General features: G+C 49.4%; 12 protein-coding genes. 3 read left to right on the top strand and 9 right to left on the bottom strand.

The genetic code is table 11. The features are described from left to right. Positions 1-16 precede the first annotated feature (16 nt). Entirely contained in the window at positions 17-4,393 is a 4,377-nt protein-coding gene (locus ACFPOF_RS28060) for a glycosyl hydrolase family 28-related protein (RefSeq protein ID WP_378138701.1), read from the top strand. Positions 4,394-4,448: 55 nt separating this feature from the next. On the opposite strand, the gene ACFPOF_RS28065 is transcribed toward ACFPOF_RS28060, so the two are convergent. From ACFPOF_RS28065 to ACFPOF_RS28095, 7 genes are all read right to left on the bottom strand, one after another. Next, entirely contained in the window at positions 4,449-4,796 is a 348-nt protein-coding gene (locus ACFPOF_RS28065; RefSeq protein WP_378138702.1) for a hypothetical protein, read from the bottom strand. A gap of 25 nt (positions 4,797-4,821) precedes the next feature. After that, positions 4,822-6,270 carry an MFS transporter gene (locus ACFPOF_RS28070; RefSeq protein WP_378138703.1) on the bottom strand — a complete coding sequence of 483 codons (1,449 nt, stop codon included), beginning with the start codon at positions 6,268-6,270 and terminating at the stop codon, positions 4,822-4,824. Positions 6,271-6,512: 242 nt separating this feature from the next. Then, positions 6,513-6,674: an S-layer homology domain-containing protein gene (locus tag ACFPOF_RS28075; RefSeq protein ID WP_378138824.1), complete on the bottom strand. Its 162-nt coding sequence runs from the start codon at positions 6,672-6,674 to the stop codon at positions 6,513-6,515. 146 nt (positions 6,675-6,820) lie between these two features. Beyond that, positions 6,821-10,969 carry an S-layer homology domain-containing protein gene (locus ACFPOF_RS28080; RefSeq protein ID WP_378138704.1) on the bottom strand — a complete coding sequence of 1,383 codons (4,149 nt, stop codon included), beginning with the start codon at positions 10,967-10,969 and terminating at the stop codon, positions 6,821-6,823. Between the two features lie 206 nt (positions 10,970-11,175). Next, entirely contained in the window at positions 11,176-15,513 is a 4,338-nt protein-coding gene (locus ACFPOF_RS28085; RefSeq protein WP_378138705.1) for an AAA family ATPase, read from the bottom strand. 178 nt (positions 15,514-15,691) lie between these two features. After that, positions 15,692-16,339 (bottom strand): DNA-3-methyladenine glycosylase family protein, encoded by a 648-nt coding sequence (locus ACFPOF_RS28090; RefSeq protein ID WP_378138706.1) that lies wholly within the window; start codon positions 16,337-16,339, stop codon positions 15,692-15,694. Further along, on the bottom strand, positions 16,340-16,933 hold the full coding sequence (locus ACFPOF_RS28095) for a TetR/AcrR family transcriptional regulator (RefSeq protein ID WP_378138707.1): 594 nt from the start codon (positions 16,931-16,933) through the stop codon (positions 16,340-16,342). A 215-nt stretch (positions 16,934-17,148) separates the two neighbouring features. On the opposite strand from ACFPOF_RS28095, the gene ACFPOF_RS28100 reads away from it, so the two are divergent. Then, complete coding sequence (locus ACFPOF_RS28100; protein ID WP_378138708.1) at positions 17,149-17,622, top strand: DinB family protein; 474 nt, start codon at positions 17,149-17,151, stop codon at positions 17,620-17,622. Positions 17,623-18,324: 702 nt separating this feature from the next. Here ACFPOF_RS28100 and ACFPOF_RS28105 read toward each other — a convergent pair. Continuing rightward, a complete protein-coding gene (locus tag ACFPOF_RS28105; protein WP_378138709.1) occupies positions 18,325-19,119 on the bottom strand; it encodes a class I SAM-dependent methyltransferase in 795 nt (264 codons plus the stop codon). Between the two features lie 565 nt (positions 19,120-19,684). Here ACFPOF_RS28105 and ACFPOF_RS28110 point away from each other — a divergent pair. After that, positions 19,685-20,575 (top strand): hypothetical protein, encoded by an 891-nt coding sequence (locus ACFPOF_RS28110; RefSeq protein ID WP_378138710.1) that lies wholly within the window; start codon positions 19,685-19,687, stop codon positions 20,573-20,575. Positions 20,576-20,626: 51 nt separating this feature from the next. Here the strand turns inward: ACFPOF_RS28110 and ACFPOF_RS28115 are convergent, their stop codons facing one another. Next, positions 20,627-21,772 (bottom strand): SMP-30/gluconolactonase/LRE family protein, encoded by a 1,146-nt coding sequence (locus ACFPOF_RS28115; protein WP_378138711.1) that lies wholly within the window; start codon positions 21,770-21,772, stop codon positions 20,627-20,629. Between the last annotated feature and the right edge of the window lie 25 nt (positions 21,773-21,797).

Consider the following 21,797-nt stretch of genomic DNA (forward strand, 5'->3'; position numbering starts at 1 on the left):
GCGAGGAGGAAATGGATTGGGAAAAAACAAGCTTATTTCGAGGAATATTTGGAACCGCTTGGCGATGGGCATGGTTCTGGCTGTAACATTGAACGTGATGTCCATCGCGCCCGGTTACGACGGAGCGGTTACCGCTTCGGCTATGGGTACGGGAAACACGGCATTGAAATTCACGGTAACCAACGACGCATCGGCTACGACGAATCGTTACGTCTACCAGACGATTTCGACGGCTAGTTATACGACCCAGCCCGGAGACAGGTTGGAGTACGACGTCTACTTGCCGGACGCCGTAAGCGGTGCAGGCGGTCTGGATTTTTACTTCACCTCGCCAAGCGCAGGCGTAAGCAAATATTTTCGCGATAGCAATCCAGTCGATTCCAGCAATGCCAGCGCGCATCCGGCTGTCGATTTGACCGGACAAGCCTATGGCCAATGGTTCCATCGTACGCTCGTATTAAATCCAGGTCTTATTATCTCGAATTGGATTATCGCCGGTGAGAACGATCAATTGGGACTCTCGTATACCGCGCTTTACGACAACATTCAAGTGGTGAATACCGGATATTCAAATCCTGTTCGTCTAAACGTTTATCAGAACGGGGCACCGTCCGTCAACTCGGGAACGTTCTCTCCTTCGGGCGCATCGGGTTCCTTGACAACGGTCTCGGTTCAGGATACGCCGGACTTTCAACAACCTGCAGGCCACGAGTTGAAATTCACGGTAACCAATACTTCGGGGACCGGAGCCAAGCTTTCGTACCGCAAAATATCGGAAGGCGGTCGAGGTTTCGTCTTCCAATCGGGCGACCTCATTGCATATGACGTCAAATTGCTGGATAACCGAAACAATGCCGGAGGCATTGATCTAAGGACGCAAGACGGCTCGTACTTCCGGGATGCCTCGGGATGGAAAGACCAAAACAACATTGACGGGCATCCCGCCAACGATATTTCCGGTTACGCTTACAACAACTGGTATCACCGGACGTTGGCTGTCCCGCCTTCCATGGTCGGCAAGTCGCTCGACTACTGGATCGTGGCGGGGGAAAATACGACGCCGGGCATATCGTACAGTTCCTTATACGATAATCTTCGCGTCGTACGCAGCGGAAAAACGCTTGTGTGGGGCTATCAGAACGGCGATCGCGCGAACAACGGCAATCCTTTTTATAACGCTGTCAGCAGCGAGACCGGCGTGACGGGCGTTTCCTTATCGGGACTGTTTCCGAAAGCGCTTTATTTAAAAGTCAACAATGCTGCTTCGGGAAGCAACAAGTTTGCCTACTATAGCTTTTCGAATACCGCCTATACGTTCGCGAGCGGCGATTCCGTCGAATACGACGTTATGCTTGCGGATCGGGTGAACGGCGCGGGCGGCCTCGATGTCTGCGCAGGAAGTTCCTGCGCGAGAGATGCGAGCTGGTCCGATCAGAACGGTATCAGCGGACACCCCGCCTCCGATTTGAGTCCATATGCTTACGGGACATGGTACCACCGTAAAATGAACGTTCCTTCTTCGCTCGTGGGCCAAAGCTCAACGCAATGGTTGATTGCCGGCGAGAACGATACGGACGGCCAGCCGTACGGAAGCTATTACGCGAATATTGTCGTAACGAACGGGTCTACGCTAAAAGCGGTGCTTTATCGCGGCGATCAAAGTCCGACCCCGACGATGGCGCTAACGTCATCAAACGCGATTCAATCCTCGTCCTCGACGGAGATCAAGAACCCTTCTTTCACTGTCTTTAATCCGCAGAAGGTGACGCCGACGAACGCAGACTCTTCGGATTCGGCCGTCATCTCCGGTTTTAACGTTAAAGATTTCAATGCCATCGGCGATGGCCGAATGGATGATACGATTGCCTTCAAACAGGCGCTAAGCGCGGCTTCGCGCGCCGGCGGAGGCGTCGTATGGGTTCCTGCGGGAACTTACAAAATTATGGGACAGCTCACGATTCCGAAATCGGTCGTGCTGCAGGGCGACTGGAAAAACCCCGACAGCACGGGCGGCTTGGGAAGCGGCACGATATTGTACGCCTATTCCGGACGCGGCAATCCGGCGGCGGCTCCGTTCCTTACCGTCGGTCCGAGCGCCGCGGTAAAGGGAATGACGATTTATTATCCTGAACAGACCGACCCTTCCGCGATTGTCGCTTATCCGCCAACGATTCGTCTGCAAGATAACAATTTCGCCTATGCGAACGTTCAGAATACGACGCTCGTCAACGCCTACGATGCCATTCAAGGAAGCCCGGACGGCGACCAAATGCATGTGCTCAAAAACGTTTACGGGACGCCTCTTCACCTAGGGATATCCATTAACCACACGACGGACGTCGGCAGAATCCAGAACGTATTTTTCGACCCGAAGTATTGGATCGGCTACGCCGCTGCAGTCGGTGCGCCAACGGTCAACGCGGGAACCTTGAACGCCGCTCTCGCCGGGGCAACGGGTATGACCTTCATGCGGACCGACTGGGAGAACGTCTATAACATCGGGATCGTCAATTACGGGAAGGGAATCGTTCTGAATGAAGACGGCGCGGCGAGCGGTCCTGTCAAGGCAGCCCAAGCTTTGATGACCAAAATTAGCATCACGGGAGCCAACAAAGGCATTGTCGTCAATAAAGTCAACTATGCGGGCGTCATATTTGCTAAATGCTCGATAAGCGCTACCTCCGGTACCGACCCGACGGGCATCGAAGTGGCCGCGACGCATGACAGCATCGTCCAGTTTAACGGCTGTACCTTCAACGGCAGCGCTGCCCAGCAGGCTCGAATCGCTTCGGGAAGTACCGGAACGCTTTCCATTGCCAACTCCAACTTTGCCGATTGGGCTAACGGGGCCTCGAACTATGCCGTTACGGCAGGGGGAGGTACGCTCCAACTTGAAAATAACTCTTTCGGCAAATCACAGCCTGCGGTAAACATCGGCTCCGGGGTATCGGCCGCCGCGGTCTTGAGCAATACGTTTACCGGGACGCCGCAAATTACGAACGCTCAATCATCCAATCCGAATATCGTCGTCGATCATACGGCCAGACCTTTCAAGCCAGTGCCATCCGATCCCGACCTCGGTACTGCGCCTAACGTGACGGGAAGCGCTTTTGCCGTCGTGACGGACGCGCCTTACAACGCGGCAGCAACGGATACGCTCATCGGATTCGACAACACGGCCGCGTTCCAGTCTGCGTTGAATGCCGTAAGCGCCGCCGGAGGAGGCATCGTCTATGTGCCGCCCGGAGCTTATTATTTGACCGGGCAGTTGAATGTTCCTTCCGGGGTCGAGCTTCGGGGCGTCTTTGAAATCCCGCACCACACGACCGCGGCAGGCTCTGTGCTGTATACGACCGCGAACGCCGGCAACGAGAACGCGACGCCGTTCGTAACCCTTCAGCAGAATGCCGGAATCAGGGGGATTACCGTTGTCTACCCGAATCAAGACCTATCCTCTACGAGTGCCGTTAAAGCTTATCCGTGGACGATTCGCGCCGCATCAACGGGTGCGTGGGCCATCAACGTTACGCTGCCGAATACGTTTCGCGGGCTGGACTTTAGCTCGAATTCCAGCGGCGGGCACTACATTGACCATGTGAACGGAGCGGCGCTGAAAACGGGCATCGCAATCGGCAACTCATCGAGCGCGGGGCGCATCCTGAACGCGCATTTCAATCCTACGTTCTATTTTGCCAGCTGGGGCTCTTATCTGCTTGGCATGGGCGACTTTACGACGCTCGACTACAACACCCGCGTCGGTACGTTGTTCGGCTACCAAGACAGCAACCTGATCGGCTTCGACATCGGCAAAACGACAAACGAAACCCTGTTTCACTCATTCGTATATAGGGGCAACATCGGCCTTCATCTGTACCCCCAAGGGACGGGCTCGTTCGAGGGTTCGATTTACGGCTTCGGCGCTGAGTCGGTTACTCCCCTCGATATCGAAAGCATAGGCAGCGGGGGGCTGACATTGCTAGGCGGAACATTTAACACGTTCAGCAGCACGACGGGACGCATTCGGTCCACCGTGTCCTCAAGCGCGTCCATTACGCTGCAAAATGCCCAGTTCTATTGCTACAATTGTTCGCCATCCAACGGGCTTGTCGTACAGAACGGCAACGTAACGATTCAGCAGAATCATATTGCCGCCGATGCCGCAGGCAGCAACGGCGGAGTCCGCATCAGTGGGGGCACCGTAAACGTGCTCGCCTCGGCATTCAGCAAAATCGGCCCGATTTCCGGCTCCGCTTTCACTGTACAGAGCGGCGTCAAGGATGTCGTCGTCGATTCTGGGGTGACAGGCGGCCTCGTCGCCGGAAATGCAGGCAAGACAGGTTTCGTGTATACGAATAACGGCTCGGCGAATTTTGTCTCTAACGTCGGCAATTAATAAAGAACGTTGCGCAGAATCATTCTGCGCAACGTTCTTTTGAATGCATAACACCTCATTCAAACAACCCAGAACTAGCGGTATTCAATGAACAAGAAAGCAATCTGCCTGATCTGTACCCGATTATTCGCACCCGTTCATGCCGGACGTGCTGTTCCACCCAATCTTGAATGCTAATCGCACGAATCGAATGGGTGTCGATCTGACCCAATCCGCCCATCAGCTTGCCCCATTCCGCATCCTCTTCCGGAGTTAAATCTTCGGGAACTCTAACCATCTTCACTTGCCAGATGCCAATCATGCTGCCCTTGGATGCATATCCCCCGTCAGGCAGGCAATTCAGTTCTCTCAGAATTCGAAGCGCGGCCCCTCCTTCTGTATGATGATGGCTGTCAACAATCAATTTAAATCACAGTTTTAGCATATTCTCACCCCGAGTTAGTCCATCCCCTTGCGGTCTTGTGCTGCGGTCGTAGTAAAAATAGTCCAAGCACGACTGCGAGTGCGAGAAAAGCTGCGAAGAATCGGAAACCGGTGTTAGAAGCTTGGATCAAAACATCTTTCGATTGACCCAATTCTTTGCTCCCCGCACTAAATAATAATTGTGAAGCAGCATCGGACTTGGCTACTAATTGAACAACTGCCAGTGCAAGCGCTTGGCTAATAGCCCTGCACATGTTGTATACGGTCCAGAACATACCTGATGCAGAGCCCGCTTGCTCTTGCGGAGCGGCTGATAGTACTGCTTTTGCAAGTGATGGCCAGGAAAGTCCGGTTGCTGCCGAAATGATCAAAAGCGGAACAATGACAGCTATATTCGATAGCTTGGGGCCGAGCTGTCCAAGCATCAGTAGCGAGAGACCGATTAGAAACGATCCCAGCACAATCATTTTTGCGGGGCCGATACGATCGGCAAGCCTACCTCCGAAGGGTGCCGTGAACAGTTGGGGCACTGATAGCGGAATCAACAACAACCCCGACTCCAATGAACTGAGGTGTAGTGCACCTTGCAAATACAGTGTGAGCAGAATGGTGATGGAGAAATACCCGACACAGTAGCTCATTGTGATTCCGAGTCCTATCGTATAATTCCGATAAGCGAGAAGACCCAAATGAAACAATGGATACTTAGCCTTCTGCTCAATGAAAACAAAGACAATCCATAGGAACAGCACTGCTGCGAACAGTCCTAACGTTCTTCCCGACACCCATCCCCAAGTCTGGGCCTCGGACAAGACGATAAGCAGTCCAGTTAAACCCGTTCCGTACGTCAACACGCCGAGCCAGTCCGTCTTCGTTTTTTCGCTCGATTGATCATCCTCTAGAATTACAATACCGGCTACCAAGCCAACTATACCGATCGGAACGATCGCGTAGAACATGGAACGCCATCCAAATTCTCCAATTAGTACTCCACCGACAACTGGACCAAGGAGAGAGCCTGTCACCCATGCGATGTTGTTAATGCCAAGTGCAAACCCGATTTTATTAGGCGGAAATGTCCGTATCAGGATCGGAGTGGATGCCGCCATCGCCATGGCAGCACCGGCACCTTGCAGAAGACGTACCCCGATCAGAGCTGCACCGGAGTCTGACATACCGCAAAAAGCAGTAGCAATCGTGAATAAAGCGAATCCCCATAGAAAAATGCGCTTGGTACCGAACATGTCGGACCATCGGCCAGAAGGAAGGAGGAATACTGTACTCGTAATGTAGAACGAGGTAATTGTCCACATCCCCGTTCCAATCGAAAGATGCAAGTCCTCCATGAGCGGAGGCAGACCGTTAACTACAATCGTAGCGTCCAGATTGGTAATAAATGATACGAGTGTAACCACTAATAAAATGGACCATTGGCCTGATCGCTTGATTGCCATTATTTTTTGTGCCCTCCTTTTTCATAACAGTTTCAAATGAATCGATTACCTTCTCACAACACAATTATGATTATATGATTTTCGGAATAATCGTTCCGCCGAAAATCAGGCATTCATTTTTTGCCCTTTAGCACTGAATTGAAATAAAAAAGCCGAGAATAATCAGGAGTAGATACCTGAATTATTCTCGGCTTTTTTAGCATGACTCATTGACTTTAATTTGGTTTCTGTATTCAATTACTCTACTTGCTCAATTGCGCCAGCATGTTCAGAAGGGCCGTTACTGCCTCGGCTCTTGTCACATGGTCCCCAGGGGCGAATTGGTTATCGTATCTCCCTTGCATAATGCCTGCTTGCATGACATAAGCAACCGCAGCCTTTGCCCACGCTGGAATTTCTTCCAGTTATAGACTTGTCTAAAAAAGAGATATTTCGGAGCTTTTTTGCACCTACTACAGACCGTGGCTGAAACAAAAAAAGCACCAGCCAAGCCGTAGTTACCTACAGTTGGCGGTGCTTCTGCTCAATCAATGATCCCATTCAATCGACTTTACTCGCTCTGGTAGGCCAGCATTTTCAGCAAAATCGTCACTGCCTCTGCCCTGGTCGCATGATCAAAAGAAGCGAAATGGTTATTCCCTTTGCCTTGTACAATACCTGCTTGCTTAACGACTGCCACGCTGGCTTTCGCCCACGCTGGAATGTCCTTGTCATCCGCGAATCCGGATGCAGCACCCGCTTGACCAGGCTGGTCTAAAGCAGTTGCGATCATCGCCGCCATCTCCGCGCGCGTAATCTGTGTATTCGGACGGAATGTGCCGTCATCATAACCTTTAATTATGCCTGCTTGAACGGCTTGCGCGACCGATTTCCGTGCCCAAGCGCCGATTGTCGCTCCGTCAGAGAACGTTAGTGCCGCGCCATCTCCTTGCGGCTTCAGAGCGTTCATTAACATAGTCGCAAACTCCGCACGGGTTACCGTCTTATTCGGTCCGAACGTTCCGTCCGGATAACCGCCGACGAGTCCGTTCGCTACCGCTTGCTTGATGTTCGCCTCCGCCCAGTGTCCGGCGATATCGCTGAAGCTAATGGTTGGAGCAGTCGCGGCTTGTCCAACGATCATGACCGCATACTTGGTAAAGTGGTTTGTTTCCACGGTAATTTGATCGCCATTCACAACTCCGCCGACTTCCACCCATACCTTCTTCACTTCGTCGTAATAGAATACCGCAGCTCTTTGTCCGCCGCTTAATTTCGTAGGATCGAACTTAAACGTCAGCGTAATCGGCTTACTGAAGTTCTCCGTGAAGTTTTTCAAAATCTCGAAAATCGGGCTGGCTAGAAGATCTTGATTGGATAGCAGATTTTGAGTGCCCGTCAATTTTTGTATCGTTACTTTCAGATCTTGGGTGGTCGCGCCAGCCGGAATAGAGACCGTGACCTCATTATTCAAACTAACCTGGCCTATGTTGCCGACAGGCAGCGTCAAGGTTCCATCCGTGGAGATAATTGGAGACGCAGGTGTTGTTGGGCTGCTGTTGTTGTTGCCACCCGATGACGGAGGCGTAACTTGTGCCGCCGATACCGTTACCGTCGCAGTTCCACTCTTCGTAGGATCTGCCGTTGAAGTGGCTGTTACCGTAATCGTCTTGCCTGCATCAGCTGCATTTACAGTCAACAACCCACTTGCGTCAATTGTTGTACCTGCATTTAAACTCGATCCATTAATTGTCCAAGTAACGGTTTGGCTTGGGCTGTGGGTACCCGATACTGTTGCGGTAAATGATTTGGTGCCACCTGTCGCCGCAATTGTTGCCGTTGTAGGCGATACGTTTACCGCGGTTACGGTTGGTGCCGCCGATACCGTTACCGTCGCAGTTCCACTCTTCGTAGGATCTGCCGTTGAAGTGGCTGTTACTGTAATGGTCTTGCCTGCATCAGCTGCATTTACCGTCAACAACCCGCTTGCGTCAATTGTAGTACCTGCATTTAAACTCGATCCATCAATTGTCCATGTAACGGTTTGGTCTGGGTTGTTAGCACCCGTTACTGTTGCGGTAAATGATTTGGTGCCACCTGTCGCTGCAATTGTTGCCGTTGTAGGCGCTACGTTTACCGCGGTTACGGTTGGTGCCGCCGATACCGTTACTGTCGCAGTCCCAATCTTCGTAGGATCTACCGTTGAAGTGGCTCTTACCGTAATCGTCTTGCCTGCATCAGCTGCATTTACAGTTAACAACCCACCATCTCCGTCTATTGTAGTTCCTGCATCTAAACTCGATCCATCGATTGTCCATGTAACGGTTTGGCCCGGGCTGTGGGTACCCGTTACTGTCGCGGTAAATGATTTGGTGCCGCCTGTCGCTGCAATTGTTGCCGTTGTAGGCGATACGCTTACCTCCGTTACAGTCGGCACTGCTGCTGCTGTCGTTACCGTATATATGACCTGCGTTGTTCCGTCTTCCGCGGTTACAATAACCTTATCGCCAGTTGCCAGCGTTGTTGCTGGTGTCGTTCCATCGTCCTCGTATACCCCGAATGATGCATTCTCTGCTGGCTTAATCGCTTCGTTGAGTTCATCCAACGTGGTCCCGAACGGTATGTCGGTAATCGTTTCACTCGCTGTGCCGTTTGTACTTACAGTGCCAATCGTAGAAGTCAGCGTCGCATCTGCGCTTAGTGTCCGCATGCTATACTCGCCGCTCTGTTCCGATTCTAAGTCTGCATTGAATGCACTCACCTTAAATGAATACGAGGTTTTCGGAGTCAGTCCGCTCACTGTGTAGGAGTTGCTAGTCACGGTTGCAATCGCCGTACTCCCGCCATTCACGTAGATGTTATACCCGGTTGCCCCGGATACGGCATCCCACGAAAGCGAAGTTGAGTTGGACGTCGTGTAGCTGTCCTCCAGACCAGAAGGTACATCAGGATAGAAGACCAACTTTTGTACCCCACTATCTTCCCCTGCATATAACTCATGGTCTACATTAAGCAAGGAATGCACACTGCTCGGCGAGCCGCTCATCAGTGTCCAAGTGTCATTACTGTACGACAATACGCCGTTGGAGTTGGTGCCGTACAGCGTTCCCGACGCATATAGCGTGCCGTTGTCATAGGATAAAGAACTCACAATGTTCGGAGAGCCGATCATCTGCGTCCAACTGCCTTCACTATACGCCCATACGTCGGCGCCACCGCTCTGCGACCCCGCATATAGGGTGTCGCCTACTGCGAGCAAGGAATATACTTGACCCGGCGAGCCGCTCATCGGCGTCCACTCGTCTTCACTTTTACTGTACGACCATACACCGTTATAGCGTCCTGCATACAACGTATCGTCGGCAGAGGCCAAAGAAGTCACAAAACCCGGAGAACCGCTCATCTGCGTCCAAGTCCCGTCATCGTACTTCCAGACGTCCTGGCTACCGTTAGCGGTCCCCGAATACAACACGCCGTCGTAATTGAATAGGGTAGCCACATAAACCGGAGAACCGTTCATCTGTGTCCACGTCCCACCGCTGTACCTATACACGTCACCGTTGCCGTTGCCGCTAGAGTTCCCCGCATACAACGTGCCTTCCACATCGACCAAGGAAGTTACATTGACCGGGGAGCCGATTAACTGCGTCCATTTTCCGTTGCTGTACGTCCATACGCTGTTACTGCCTGACTGCGTACTCGCATACAAAGTTCCGTTAACATCGATCATGACACTCACGTTAATCGGCATGGCGCCCATCTGCATCCAACTGCCATTCGAGTATGTCCAAATGTCGTTGCTGCCGGTAGATGTCCCCGCGTACAACGTGCCGTTGACTTCAGCAAAGGAACTTATACCGTACAACCCGCCTAATGCAGTCCAATTCCCGGAGCTGTACGAATAGATGTTGCCGAATCGGTCCTTTGCATATAGCGTGTCGCCTACTAGGAACATATAATTGATATAGCTCGGCGAGTCGCTAATTTGAGTCCACGACCCACCGCTGTATGTCCATACGTCGTTGCTATTGTTAGAAGCCCCCACGTATAGCATGTGATTTGCACTGGCCAAGGAATAAGCTGAAGATGTGGTTGGCGCGTTGTTTAACTTCCCCCATGTCCCGTTGCTGTATGACCACACTTCGTTCCAGCCATTTCCCCTCATCGCATATATCGTGTCATCTACAACGGCAATGGATAGCACAGCGCCTGGCGATTCGGGCATCGACGTCCATGTCCCATTGCTACTGCTAGATGTCCACACGCCCATATAATTCCCCGCATACAGGGAGTCGTCGGTATAGACCAAGGAAGTCACCGAGTCCGGCGAGCCGTTCATTTGCGTCCAATTCCCGTTACTGAACGACCATATTCCACTTCCTTCAGTCCACGTCCCCACATACAACGTACCGCCGACATTCACCAAGGAAGTTACATTACCTGGCGAGCCGATCATCTGCGTCCACTTCGTGCCGTTGTACGACCACACGTCGTTCTGGCCAGTCGCCGTCAACGCATACAACTTACCGTTAGAATTGACCAAGTTGCTCACGGATGAAGGCTGCAAGGATTGTCCTATAGATTTCCAAGTCGACGAATTTGCATGGGCCTCTTTCCCCGAACCCATGAAAGGGACAAGCATCATGGCAAGTAAAGATACCAAAATTAACTTTCCCGATCTGGACGACCAGCGCTTTATCGTTGCTGTAAACAATTTCATAATACGAGTCCCCCTCTTAAGTTTCATTAACCTATTTGCGACTAGCGGTGCGATCTACTCTTCCCTGCACGGGGACTTAGAATAGCTCTTTAGAACGAAAAAATCGTCAAACTAAAGTTGTAATTCCGAAGAAAAAGTCGAAAAAGCCAACAACCTGGCGCCTTATGGCTCTGATTGTTGGCTTTTCATACATTCTTCTATATCCATTAATCAATGAATTGCAGTTCTCTTGCTAGTGCAATCGCTTGTCCTCGCCGCTTCACGCCGAGTTTGCTGTATAAGCGGAATACGTGGCTTTTGACCGTAGCTTCCGTTATCCCAAAACGATAAGCGATTTCCTTATTGGATAAACCGTCTGACAAGGCGTACAAAATTTCCGTTTCACGGCTCGTCAGTGGATCAACAAGCGACTGTGAAGCTTTTGCCGAAACATCCACAAGACTGCGGCTCGCATCACTTGGCACGCTGATCTGCTTGCGGGAATCCTGAAGCGATTTCAGATAAACCATTCGAGTTATCATGAGATCCAGCACGTCCAGCCTTTCCTCCGTAAAAACACCAGGGATCAAGTTATTCTCCAAATAAAGGACAGACGGCTGCGATTTCTCCGGAAACAGAACAGGCATACACAGAACCGAATAGGGCTGGTAGCGATGGATGTAAGCATCTGCCGCGTAAGAGCTTTGGGAGGCATTGGCAAGCACGACGGGTTCGCCGCTGTTAACAACATAGCGAACGATAGATTCCGCATACGAAGGAGCTTCTCGGGGATCCTCTTCCCTTCCTGCTTGCGCTCCAATTGAGAAACCTCTCTCCTGGCCGATCAGCACATATCCCTTCTCCGCCCCCGAATATCTAAGCGCCGATTCGAGGAAGCGATTCATCACATCCTCGTTATCCTCCTTGCTCGACCAGCTTGAAATTTGTCGAATGAGCTCCTTTTCATCAACGGTAGAGGACGGCATGTCCCGCGCAAATTCACCTTGACCTGCTTCCTCGAAGGCTGTCAGGCTGTTCTCTTGCCGCTGGGCCATCAATAACGGCAGCTCAGGGTATGTGTCTCTCAGTTTGCTTGCTTTGGCGGCAGCGCCCCACGTTGAATAAGCCGCGCAGGCATCTATCATGAGCGTATCCGCCGTCGTAGTCATGCCCGCTTCTCTGAAGTAAATCGAAGCCCGTTCGCATGCGATTGCTTCCATCACTCCGTATCCTTCGCTTCGCGTTGCCCGAATCGCATCTTCGAAACCTTGCATGGCAGCCGCCCTGTTGCCGCAGATTCGCTGCCATTCAGCCGTAATGAGCAGATGGGCGGAAGATCCTTGTCCGTAAAAACCCGTATCACGTGCCATGGAGCGTAATTGTTGGTTAAGCAACTGTCGAATGCTTTTACTCTCTTCAGGCGATGCCACGGCATGCAGAGCAGCCAGTGTTAACGACTTATAGACCTCTTGTTTGCCGATTTGTAGCGGCGCTTGCTGATAAGAGCAGTTGCTGCCTAGCTCCGCCCATCTCAGGGCTTCACGGTACTCTCCGGTCACATAGGCGATTTCGATTCTGCAGGTACAGGTATAGAAAGCCTGGTTGTTCTGTGTTTGGTTACGGGAATGACTCTCCATTGGAACAGAAATTTCATCCATTTTGCTTGCTGATCCAGTCAGTTCCGTAATATATTGTCTCGCGATATGAAATAATTGTAGCGTATCTTTATCCAAGAGCAGCTGTGAAATTTCTTCATAATAAGCAATACGTTCAGACAGCGTGTGTAAATCGCCAACATGCGTGGTTATATGCGTATGCATCGCATGACCGACGAAGGTCATATCACCAGCTTCAAGTCCATAGCGTATAGATTGCCCGAAATGCTCCACCGCCTGTACCGGATTCCGATACTGCTTGATGAGGCCCATATATAAGTGAAGATGGCATTTTAAAGTCCCGCTTTCAAAAGAAGATGAAAGAAGATAAGCCGTCTCGGTATAAAATGTCTCCGTAGGGCGGAACCCGACATTGTTACCTGGAAAAAAGTCTCGGAGTTTTTTAACAAAAATGCTGCCATATATGCAAAGAACCACCGTGAAAACTTCATTATTTCCATGCTTCAAACCATAGCGAACAAATCTTGACAGCAGTACCGCATACAGTTCCAAACTTAAGCTAAATACCGAAGCCGATATCGCCATGATCAGATCGGACAAGGCTTTATAACGGGCATCACGGCTTACCGGTAAGTGCGGCAACTCCTTGCGCATTCTATACAGGGCGATTCGCGTCATGACGACTTCTTTCGCAATCGCTGCTTTGGAAGGCTTCATTGGCAGCTTCCAGCCGAATTCCGCCAGAGCCTGACGTCCGATATCTACGGCTATTTGGTTTCTTTTCAAATACGCATTCATGGCAATTCGGATTCTATAAATACGGGAACGCTCGACCAAGTCGTTGGTACGGGACATCAATTGATCTAACAGCTCTTCCGCGCGATCTATTCGCCCGCACATATATTCGCATTCAGGCAGCTCCAGCATGATCCGGTAGGCAAGTGAATCCGTTCCTAACTCATCGCCCGTGGCAAGACGCAAGCCTGTTTCTAGAAAATGCTGCGCCGCCGCAAACGCCGTGGATGCTTTCGATTTCAATCCAGCCTGAAGATTATATGCCGCCAGCTCTCTTTTCTCCGCCTCATCTGTCATCTCATTGCAGCCCAGGTTCAAGTGATAAACCATATCAAATATGGATTCTTCCTTCTGATCGAACCCTTGGCTGCGCATTGCGCGTCCGATCTTCAGATGCAAGGCTGCTTGTTCCTGTGTAGGAACAGCTTGATAGGCGGCCTGCTGAACACGGTCATGTAAAAAAGCAAAATAACCATTATCCACATCCGCCTGTTCATTCGTGTCGTTCTCAAGGCGGATTAAAGCTCCTTCCTCAGCTGAATCTAAAAGTTTGCGTGTATAGGGCAACGTGTAGTCACTTACTAGAGCAATCGTCGCAAGGCGGAATCGGTGTCCGATGGCTGCCGCTATCGTCAGCAGTTCAATCGTTTCATTCGGTAGCATACGAATACGACTTCCAATTAATTGAAGGATGTCTGGATCTTCGGGTATTTGTGCAACTGTATCTGCATCCCATGTCCAAATGGCTTGTTCCTTATCGAAATACAGCCTTTTTTCGCGATACAGACTGTCCAGAAGACGGTGTAAGTAAAGCGGATTGCCACCTGTTCTATGGTAAATCGACTCCGCAAGCAAACGGATACGAGCCGTATTTTCGTTCAGAATTTGCGAGACAAATTGTCTCACATCGATATAAGACAAAGGCTCGAGCGTAATATGTTGCACCTGTAGAGGGGTTTCTGTCCAACCTAGAGTCGATTCCTCTCGGAAAGCGCCTATCACTAACAAACCATGCAGGTTTCGGTCATATGTAACTGCCCGGAGGACATCCAGCGTAGCTGGATCAGCCCATTGGAGATCGTCCAAAAACATCACGAGTGGATAGTCCTTGCTCGCAAAACTTTTTATGAAAATAGGCAGTAGTCGTTGAAAACGAACCGCTGCTTCGGCAGGAGATAGGGGTTCCACCGCAGGAAAGTCACCGAGAAGCGCTGCAGCTTCCGGTAGAAGCTGTGCAATAACGCCTGCTCCCATGCCTAAAGATTCCGCTAATTGGACCTTCAGCTTCGCTACTTTGTCGGGCGATGCACTCCAGATTTGCCGAATCAATCTTCGAAGGGCTTGAAGGATCGGTTCAAAAGGAATATCCCGATTCATGAGATCGCATTTGCCGCTAATGAACTGACCTCCAACCCTTATAACCGCAGGCTGAAGCTCTCGGATCAATGCGGTTTTCCCGCTGCCTGCCTTGCCGCTAATAAATACGAACGCTGATGCACCGATACGAGTCTGTTCGAAAGCTTCGCGCAGCTTTTCTTCTTCTGTTTCACGGCCGAAGAGAGTCTGCGGAAGACGGAATTGACTAACCTCATCTGCACGAGCAATCCCGAAGGGGACAATCTCTCCCCCTTGCTCCAAAGTCGTAGCACAGTATTTTAAATCAGACAATAAGCCATACGAGCTCTGATAGCGCTCCTCAGGTGACTTCGATAACAGCTTCATAATGATATCTTCCAATGGACCTGCCATCTCTGGGCGCAACTCGCTTAGCGGAATGGGTACTACTGCAAGATGAGCATGTACCCACTCTTCCTTACTCTGTGCTTGAAAGGGCAACCGCCCTGCCAGCATCTCGTAAAACATCATACCTAACGCATACAAATCGCTGCGCTCATCAGGCGCACGATTCATCCTGCCTGCTTGTTCGGGAGATAGATAAGCATAATCCAATTCGCGGCTTTCTACGAGAACAGCTAAATTCATATCCTCCTGGATTCGAACACGGGATGGATTCAAATCGCCAATGATCGTATTGCCCTGATGAACCGTTTGAACCAACCTCGTCAGAGCTATAGCTATATGTAAAAAAGAAGGAACTTCCATTGGAGTTAACTTTAAAATTTCCTCTAGTTTGATACCATCTGAACGTGACATGTTGTCCGCTCCCCCGTTTGAACCTCTGAATCCATTCTCTTCTGAATCATTTTGTGCCGTTTCTTATTCTAGCATTATTCGAAGTTACTGAGCAGAGAGGGACAACAGAAAAAGCAGCCATCACAGAGGAATCTCTGCGACAACTGCTTTCTCAGTTGGAGGACCAAGATTGTCATCATTAATCATTCGTAAACGATTCCGTTTGAACCAAACCGATATTGACTGCCTCCCAGAGGTATAGGGATACGATAGTAGAATAAGGCTTCCATCCGCCATGTTTATGTTTCAATTGAGATTTGCCCTCGTTCTCTTCGGATGAAAAAAGCCATTCCGCAGCACGGTTAAGTCCACTGTCCCCGAAAGATAAGACATCCTGTCTTCCTAAATAGAAAATGAGAAACATCTCCGCGGTCCACCGACCAATACCCTTAATTGAGACCAATAAACGAATGACTTCCTCGTCGTCCATGTTTTGAAACGCATGAAAATCGAGAGAGCCTTCTTTCACACATTCGGCGGTGTTCCGGATATAGGCGAGCTTGTTCTTAGATAATCCGGCAGAACGCAAACTCTCCTCTGTTGCAGCTAGGATGGTGTCTGGCGTTATCGTCCCGCATATCTGTTCAACTCTACGGAAGATTGTCTCTGCGGCTTTGACCGAAAGCTGTTGGCCGATTAACGATCTTGCCAGATAGTTGAATCCATCCTGCTGTTTGGGTATGCAGATGTTCCCGATCCGATTTACCAGCTTGTCCAGCAAAGGATCGTTGCTGCATAATTCACGTACACAATGGCTGTATGGATGAATATCGAAGAGATATCGCATTTAATCATCCTTTCTTGTTACAGTCCAACTGAACAAGTGGGAATCAACAAGCGTATGAGCCGATCTTGAGAATATATCGGGGTTAAAATCGGACTTTTTCATGTAAGAAAGCATAATAGCCCCATTACATAACATACGTAATAATTCTGCCATTTCAAATGGACGAGCAGCACCAGCCTCTTCTGCTAATCTTGCGATGCGGTTCCAGTTTTCTTCCGTACCTTTGACCGCCCTTATATGATTCTGATGGGCGGAGTCCGGAAATTCGACTGTTGTATTTACAAAGGGACAACCACGATATCCGGGCGTTTTTATCTTCTCTACAAATCGGTCAATGAGAGCATGCAACTGCATAACGCTTGAATTCGGATGTTGAAGCTGCACTTCCTCCAAATCTTTCGCATTCAGATCTTCGTGATATTCCAAATAAGCCGCAACCAAATCGTCCTTAGATGCAAAATTCCGATAGAAGCTCGATTTGACAACGCCCGATTCCAGTATAATCCGGTCAATTCCGACGGCTCGGATACCCTCTCTGTAAAACAAATCCGATGCCACTTGAAGAATTCGATTTTTCGCTGTCGCTCTTGGCATGAAATCACCCGTCATTTAGTTAATTGAACAAAGAACAAATTCGATTATAAATCGTACAGAACAGTCCTTTTTAATAATAGTAACCACACCGAGAATTGTCAATTTTCACGAGTAAAATGCTGGGATTATGAATTTGACAAGATTTTCAAATGGCTGTATGATCATCGAAAAGGTACAGATCAGTACCTTTTATATTCAAAATGGAGGGAATTCAAATGACGACAACAGAGAAACTAGTAAGTACATGGGATGCCTGCTTCGACAAGGAAAGCGGCTGGTTTCCCCCGCTTGAACGCGCACTGCAAGGGTTAACGGCTGTACAGGCATGCTGGAGATTGGATGGGAAAGAGATGAATACGATCAAGGAATTGGTCAACCACATCTTATTTTACAAGTCGCAGTTGCTGTCTAGCCTGACAGGTTCGACAGACGCTCCATCAACAGACACAAGTTTTGATGCGGACACCCGTGTGATTAGAGAGGAAGAGTGGCAGGAAACCGTTGAAAAATTGAAACATACACACACAAGCATTCGTGAGAAGCTTTCAGCATTGAGCGATCAAGATTTGCTGAGCGAATTAGATGGGGTCACGATTGACCAATCGGTATCGAATCTTGTTCTCCACGACATCTACCATACCGGTCAAATCATTTTCATCCGCAGAATGCAAGGTTCATGGTCAGTCTGACCTTCATCATGTAACAAGTTAGCAGCGTCCAACTTGATCTTTTCTTAAAGTTCGAGTCGGCGCTGCTTTTTTTCGATTTACATCTTCGGTTGAATAAAGAATGGCGGTTCATTTTTATCCACACGCACTGAAGACCGTCAAAATACTCGGCGGCCATTGATTTGTGAGAATTACTCTCTAAGATATGAAAAGACTATTTCTCCCGTTTTAGTCCTTGCAGTTTTAAATTTAATGAATAGACTAATCTTGAGAATAATGGAATTATAAAAGCAGCGAATATGGTAGCTGGAATCATAGATACATTAATGAAGCAAATAGCTACCGAGGACACTATTGCGAAAGTAAAAAACACAACCATAAACCAATATATAAATCGAAAATATTTTGATCTAAATGACATGTCTTTTTCACATGGTTTCCCATATAAAAACGTTATCAATTTCAATATTGTGCCGCCCCCAAGTATTTCTGAAGTTTTATGTTATTCGATTACACTGCCATTAACTCATCACTGGTTCGTATGTATTGTCTCACCGAATCCTCATCTAACTCCTGCCGGACCGAGGACCGAATAGCCCGAGAAGGAGAACGCCTGTGATGGACGTTCTTCTTTAGTTTTGGCTTAATGGTGCATGCGGAGGGCTGTTTGCCCCATAACGCACAACCGTTATGCGAATGACAATCAGAGTCACCATAATGTACTTAATTTTTCCTGCAGATTAATAAACCGTGTGTACTGATTCCGAGAATACTTTTCTCCCTACAGGTCTCATAGTGATAGTTCGAATAAATTTCAAACTTCTCATCAGAAAGTTCGTCAACTTCATGACTAATAGTGTGACTTAAACCGTCAGTCCCTAAATGATCTATGATTGTAATATTGAATTGGTTTACGAATTCTTCAATTTCTAATGGAGTTGTATAATGGGATTCTGTCCAAAATGATTCCGGATCTCCTGCCTTCAAATATCCATCAGTAATAACTTTATGTATTGTACCTCGATTAATAAATTCAGGAATCTTCTTTACAAGCATTGGAACGACTGAATATTTATTAATATAGGCAATGGCTAAAATTCCGCCAACTCGTAATACCCTCAATGACTCATGGATCAATCTATCCCGCGATTCAATATCAATAATATGATAATATGGCCCGAAACAAAGTACGCTATCAAAAGACTCTGATTGAAACTGACTAAGGTCAGTAGCATTACCGACTATAGCATCTAAATGAATATCCTTATATTCAGCTTTTTTGCTAATTATTTTTTCTATATTACTTGGAGTTATATCAAGTGCTGTAACATTGTGTCCAATACTAGCATAGTAAAAAGAATAGGCTCCTGTGCCTGCACCCAGTTCAAGTATTTTCGATGATCGCTCAAAATAAGATTCTAATGCCTTTGTGCATGTAAGAAATTCAATTCTTCTGGAATTTCTTTGAAAACGAAGTTCTTCGTCAACGACTTCGTAAAATCGAATCACATCATCCACGAATATACCCCCTCTTGAGTAACCAACGAGTTTTTAGAATGCAATGATGAATAAAGAAAGTTTAAGATTGTTAGGGATTAGTTAATAACGCTTATTCAAGAGAGGAGACTTCGGTAACACCATGTTCACGCATCGGGCTATACAGCCCTCGGTCCGGCAGGAGTCCGATGTGGATTAGTGTTTTCGAATTTATGTGTGTAACAATCATAACACGGAATTGGAAAACATTGTCGTAACTGGTCACCGAAAAATCCCCTAGGGCCTTTCTACTAGGGGAACAAGAATATCTATAGTACCTTCCTCCATTACTTCTACAAGCCTCGGCACCCTCCCTGACATTTAAGATTTTTCTCCGTCACTTATGATACGGTTCAGCGTACAACCTTATAATGGTAAAATGTAGATAAGAAATATTGGAGGTGAAGGTATGTATGGCTGATTACAATAATGAGGGGGAAAAAGGGAAGAGACTCCTCCGTATTATAGTTGATCGTCCAGGTCGCGCCGTGGGGAATCGCCCTTCGATGCTCAGGGTGCGAGTATCTTCCTCGGGAGGGCGATACCAATGAGGGATGCTGCGGAAGGTCAGCAGAAGCACGGGCAGCAAGAACATGTCGAGACACTGCCGCTGTTCTCCACCAGGGATAAGAATGGACGAATGACTATGCTCCGGCCGGGACGTCGCGTCGGACGCGCGGCTCCGCTGATGCCCTGGCTGCTCACAGCCGCTGCACTGTGGGCGCTGACAGGCTCCGTGCCGTTCGGCGCACTGCTAGGCATGGCACCGACAACGACGATCAGCATGTTCCTCGGTCATCCGGTCACAGTGGGCGTCGCCGTTTTGCTGCTGTTCGTCGCGATCGGTACGACCGGCGGAGTGTACTCGCGAGCGGTCGAGCAGTTCGGACAGACCAGGGTCGCCGGCCTGTTCGTGGCGCTAGCGATAGCAGGAGGACTCGCAGCAGTCGCGGGAGTCCTCCTGTTCTGGACACTGACAAGCGATCCGTCGCGCCCCTTTGACCTCAATGCCATAGCCACATCGCCGACGATCCCGTTAGAGCTCGGCGCCGTCGTTGGAGCTAGCTTCGGCCTCTGGGCCGCCATCACGCTCCTGCGGTTGCCCGGCTCTATCGCCCACGCCCGGCGGCGTCAGGCGGACATCGAACGACTTCGCATGGAGGGTTCATCTTGCACCGGGACGTTGACGGCCGTGAACTTTACTAACAGCTGGCTCTTTAATCTCCCGATGTTCACGGTTGAGGTAAATTACATCGTCGACGGTGCTCCTCGTGTCGTCTCAGCGCATATGCGCACCAGCGCCGACCGCGTTCCCGTCGTCGGGTCGCGAATGATCGTGCTGTTCGACGACCGCGGAACCACCCACGTGGAGCTGGACCTGGCGAATGGAGCGGCATTCGAGCCGGACGTGGGGAAATACGCCCCGTCGGACGGTTAATTTTGCTTTACGAAGAGCTATCGGGCTCGAATCCGTTCAGTAATTGAAACCTTATTTTGTTATAAGCACGCGATAAACGCCCTTGCTGCCTCCAGGTGCCGTTCCTATATATAAATATCCGTTGTGGCTTAAAGCGGTAGTTATGCCATACAGTTTGCCTTCCGGATCATGCCAGCTTCCGATAAGCTCTCCCTGAGGGCTGAGCTCAGCAGCAAGCCCATGCTTCGCCGGTGCGCTTGCGCCGCTAAGCAGCGACTGCGGTAATTTGGCCATGGTGCTGGCTAACCAAGTGTTGCTATGCATCTGATCTACAAAAGAAATGCGAGTCGTGAAGAGACCGACCCAGAAATGACCTTGCTCATCACGCGTAATGTTGTCTGGAAAGCCTGCGAGATTGTCCGCAAAAATATCAGATGTCCCCTTCTTCGGTCCCTTCAGCCAGTATCTGGTTATCTGATAATGATAAGATTCCGCCACAAGTACAAAATCTTCATCCGCAGACAAGGCAACCCCGTTTGCAAAATAGAGGCCTTCTAACAGAACGGTCGTCTGCTTGGTTATTGGATCGTACTTCAACAAACGTCCATGCGGCTTGTTCTCGGCAATTTCTTTGAACGTCACGCTGCCATAATCCGAAGTATCGGAGAAATAAATTGAGCCATCCTTGGCAATATCAAGCTCGTTAGCCAGATAGATCGGCGTGCCGTCCACATGATCGGCCAATACCTCTACGCTCCCGGTTGGGTTTATAGACAGCAGTCCCTTCTTGACATCAGTAACGATCAAATTGCCATTGGCATCGAATATGAGCCCATTAGGCGTTCCTTTGGTGTCTGCAAACAATTGCGCCTTTTGCGGTTTTCCCTCTGCATCGAAAGCAACCTTGTAGATTTTCCCATCAGAATCCCCCGTGTATAGCTGATCTCCCTTATCGAAGGTAATGAATTCCGGGGATTTAGGGGCATCAGTGACAAGCTGAGCCGCGCTGAGTTTATTGTTCTGTTGCCATGGGCCCGCTTCCTTAAAAGAGGGGGCCGTCGGCGCGGACCATTTTGCCGGTTTGATCGGTGAAGGCAATAGCAAGAAAACGAGTATTCCTAGAACGAGCACCGCGAGCAGCGATAGCCCCCATCGGCATATCCTAGCACGTAGTGACAGTTTCGGACGATTCACACTTTCATTAGCTTTAGCGGGCATTAGAGCATCTCCATTTTTATATAAG

Source organism: Cohnella soli, assembly GCF_042655525.1.
GTDB classification, from domain to species: domain Bacteria; phylum Bacillota; class Bacilli; order Paenibacillales; family Paenibacillaceae; genus Cohnella; species Cohnella soli.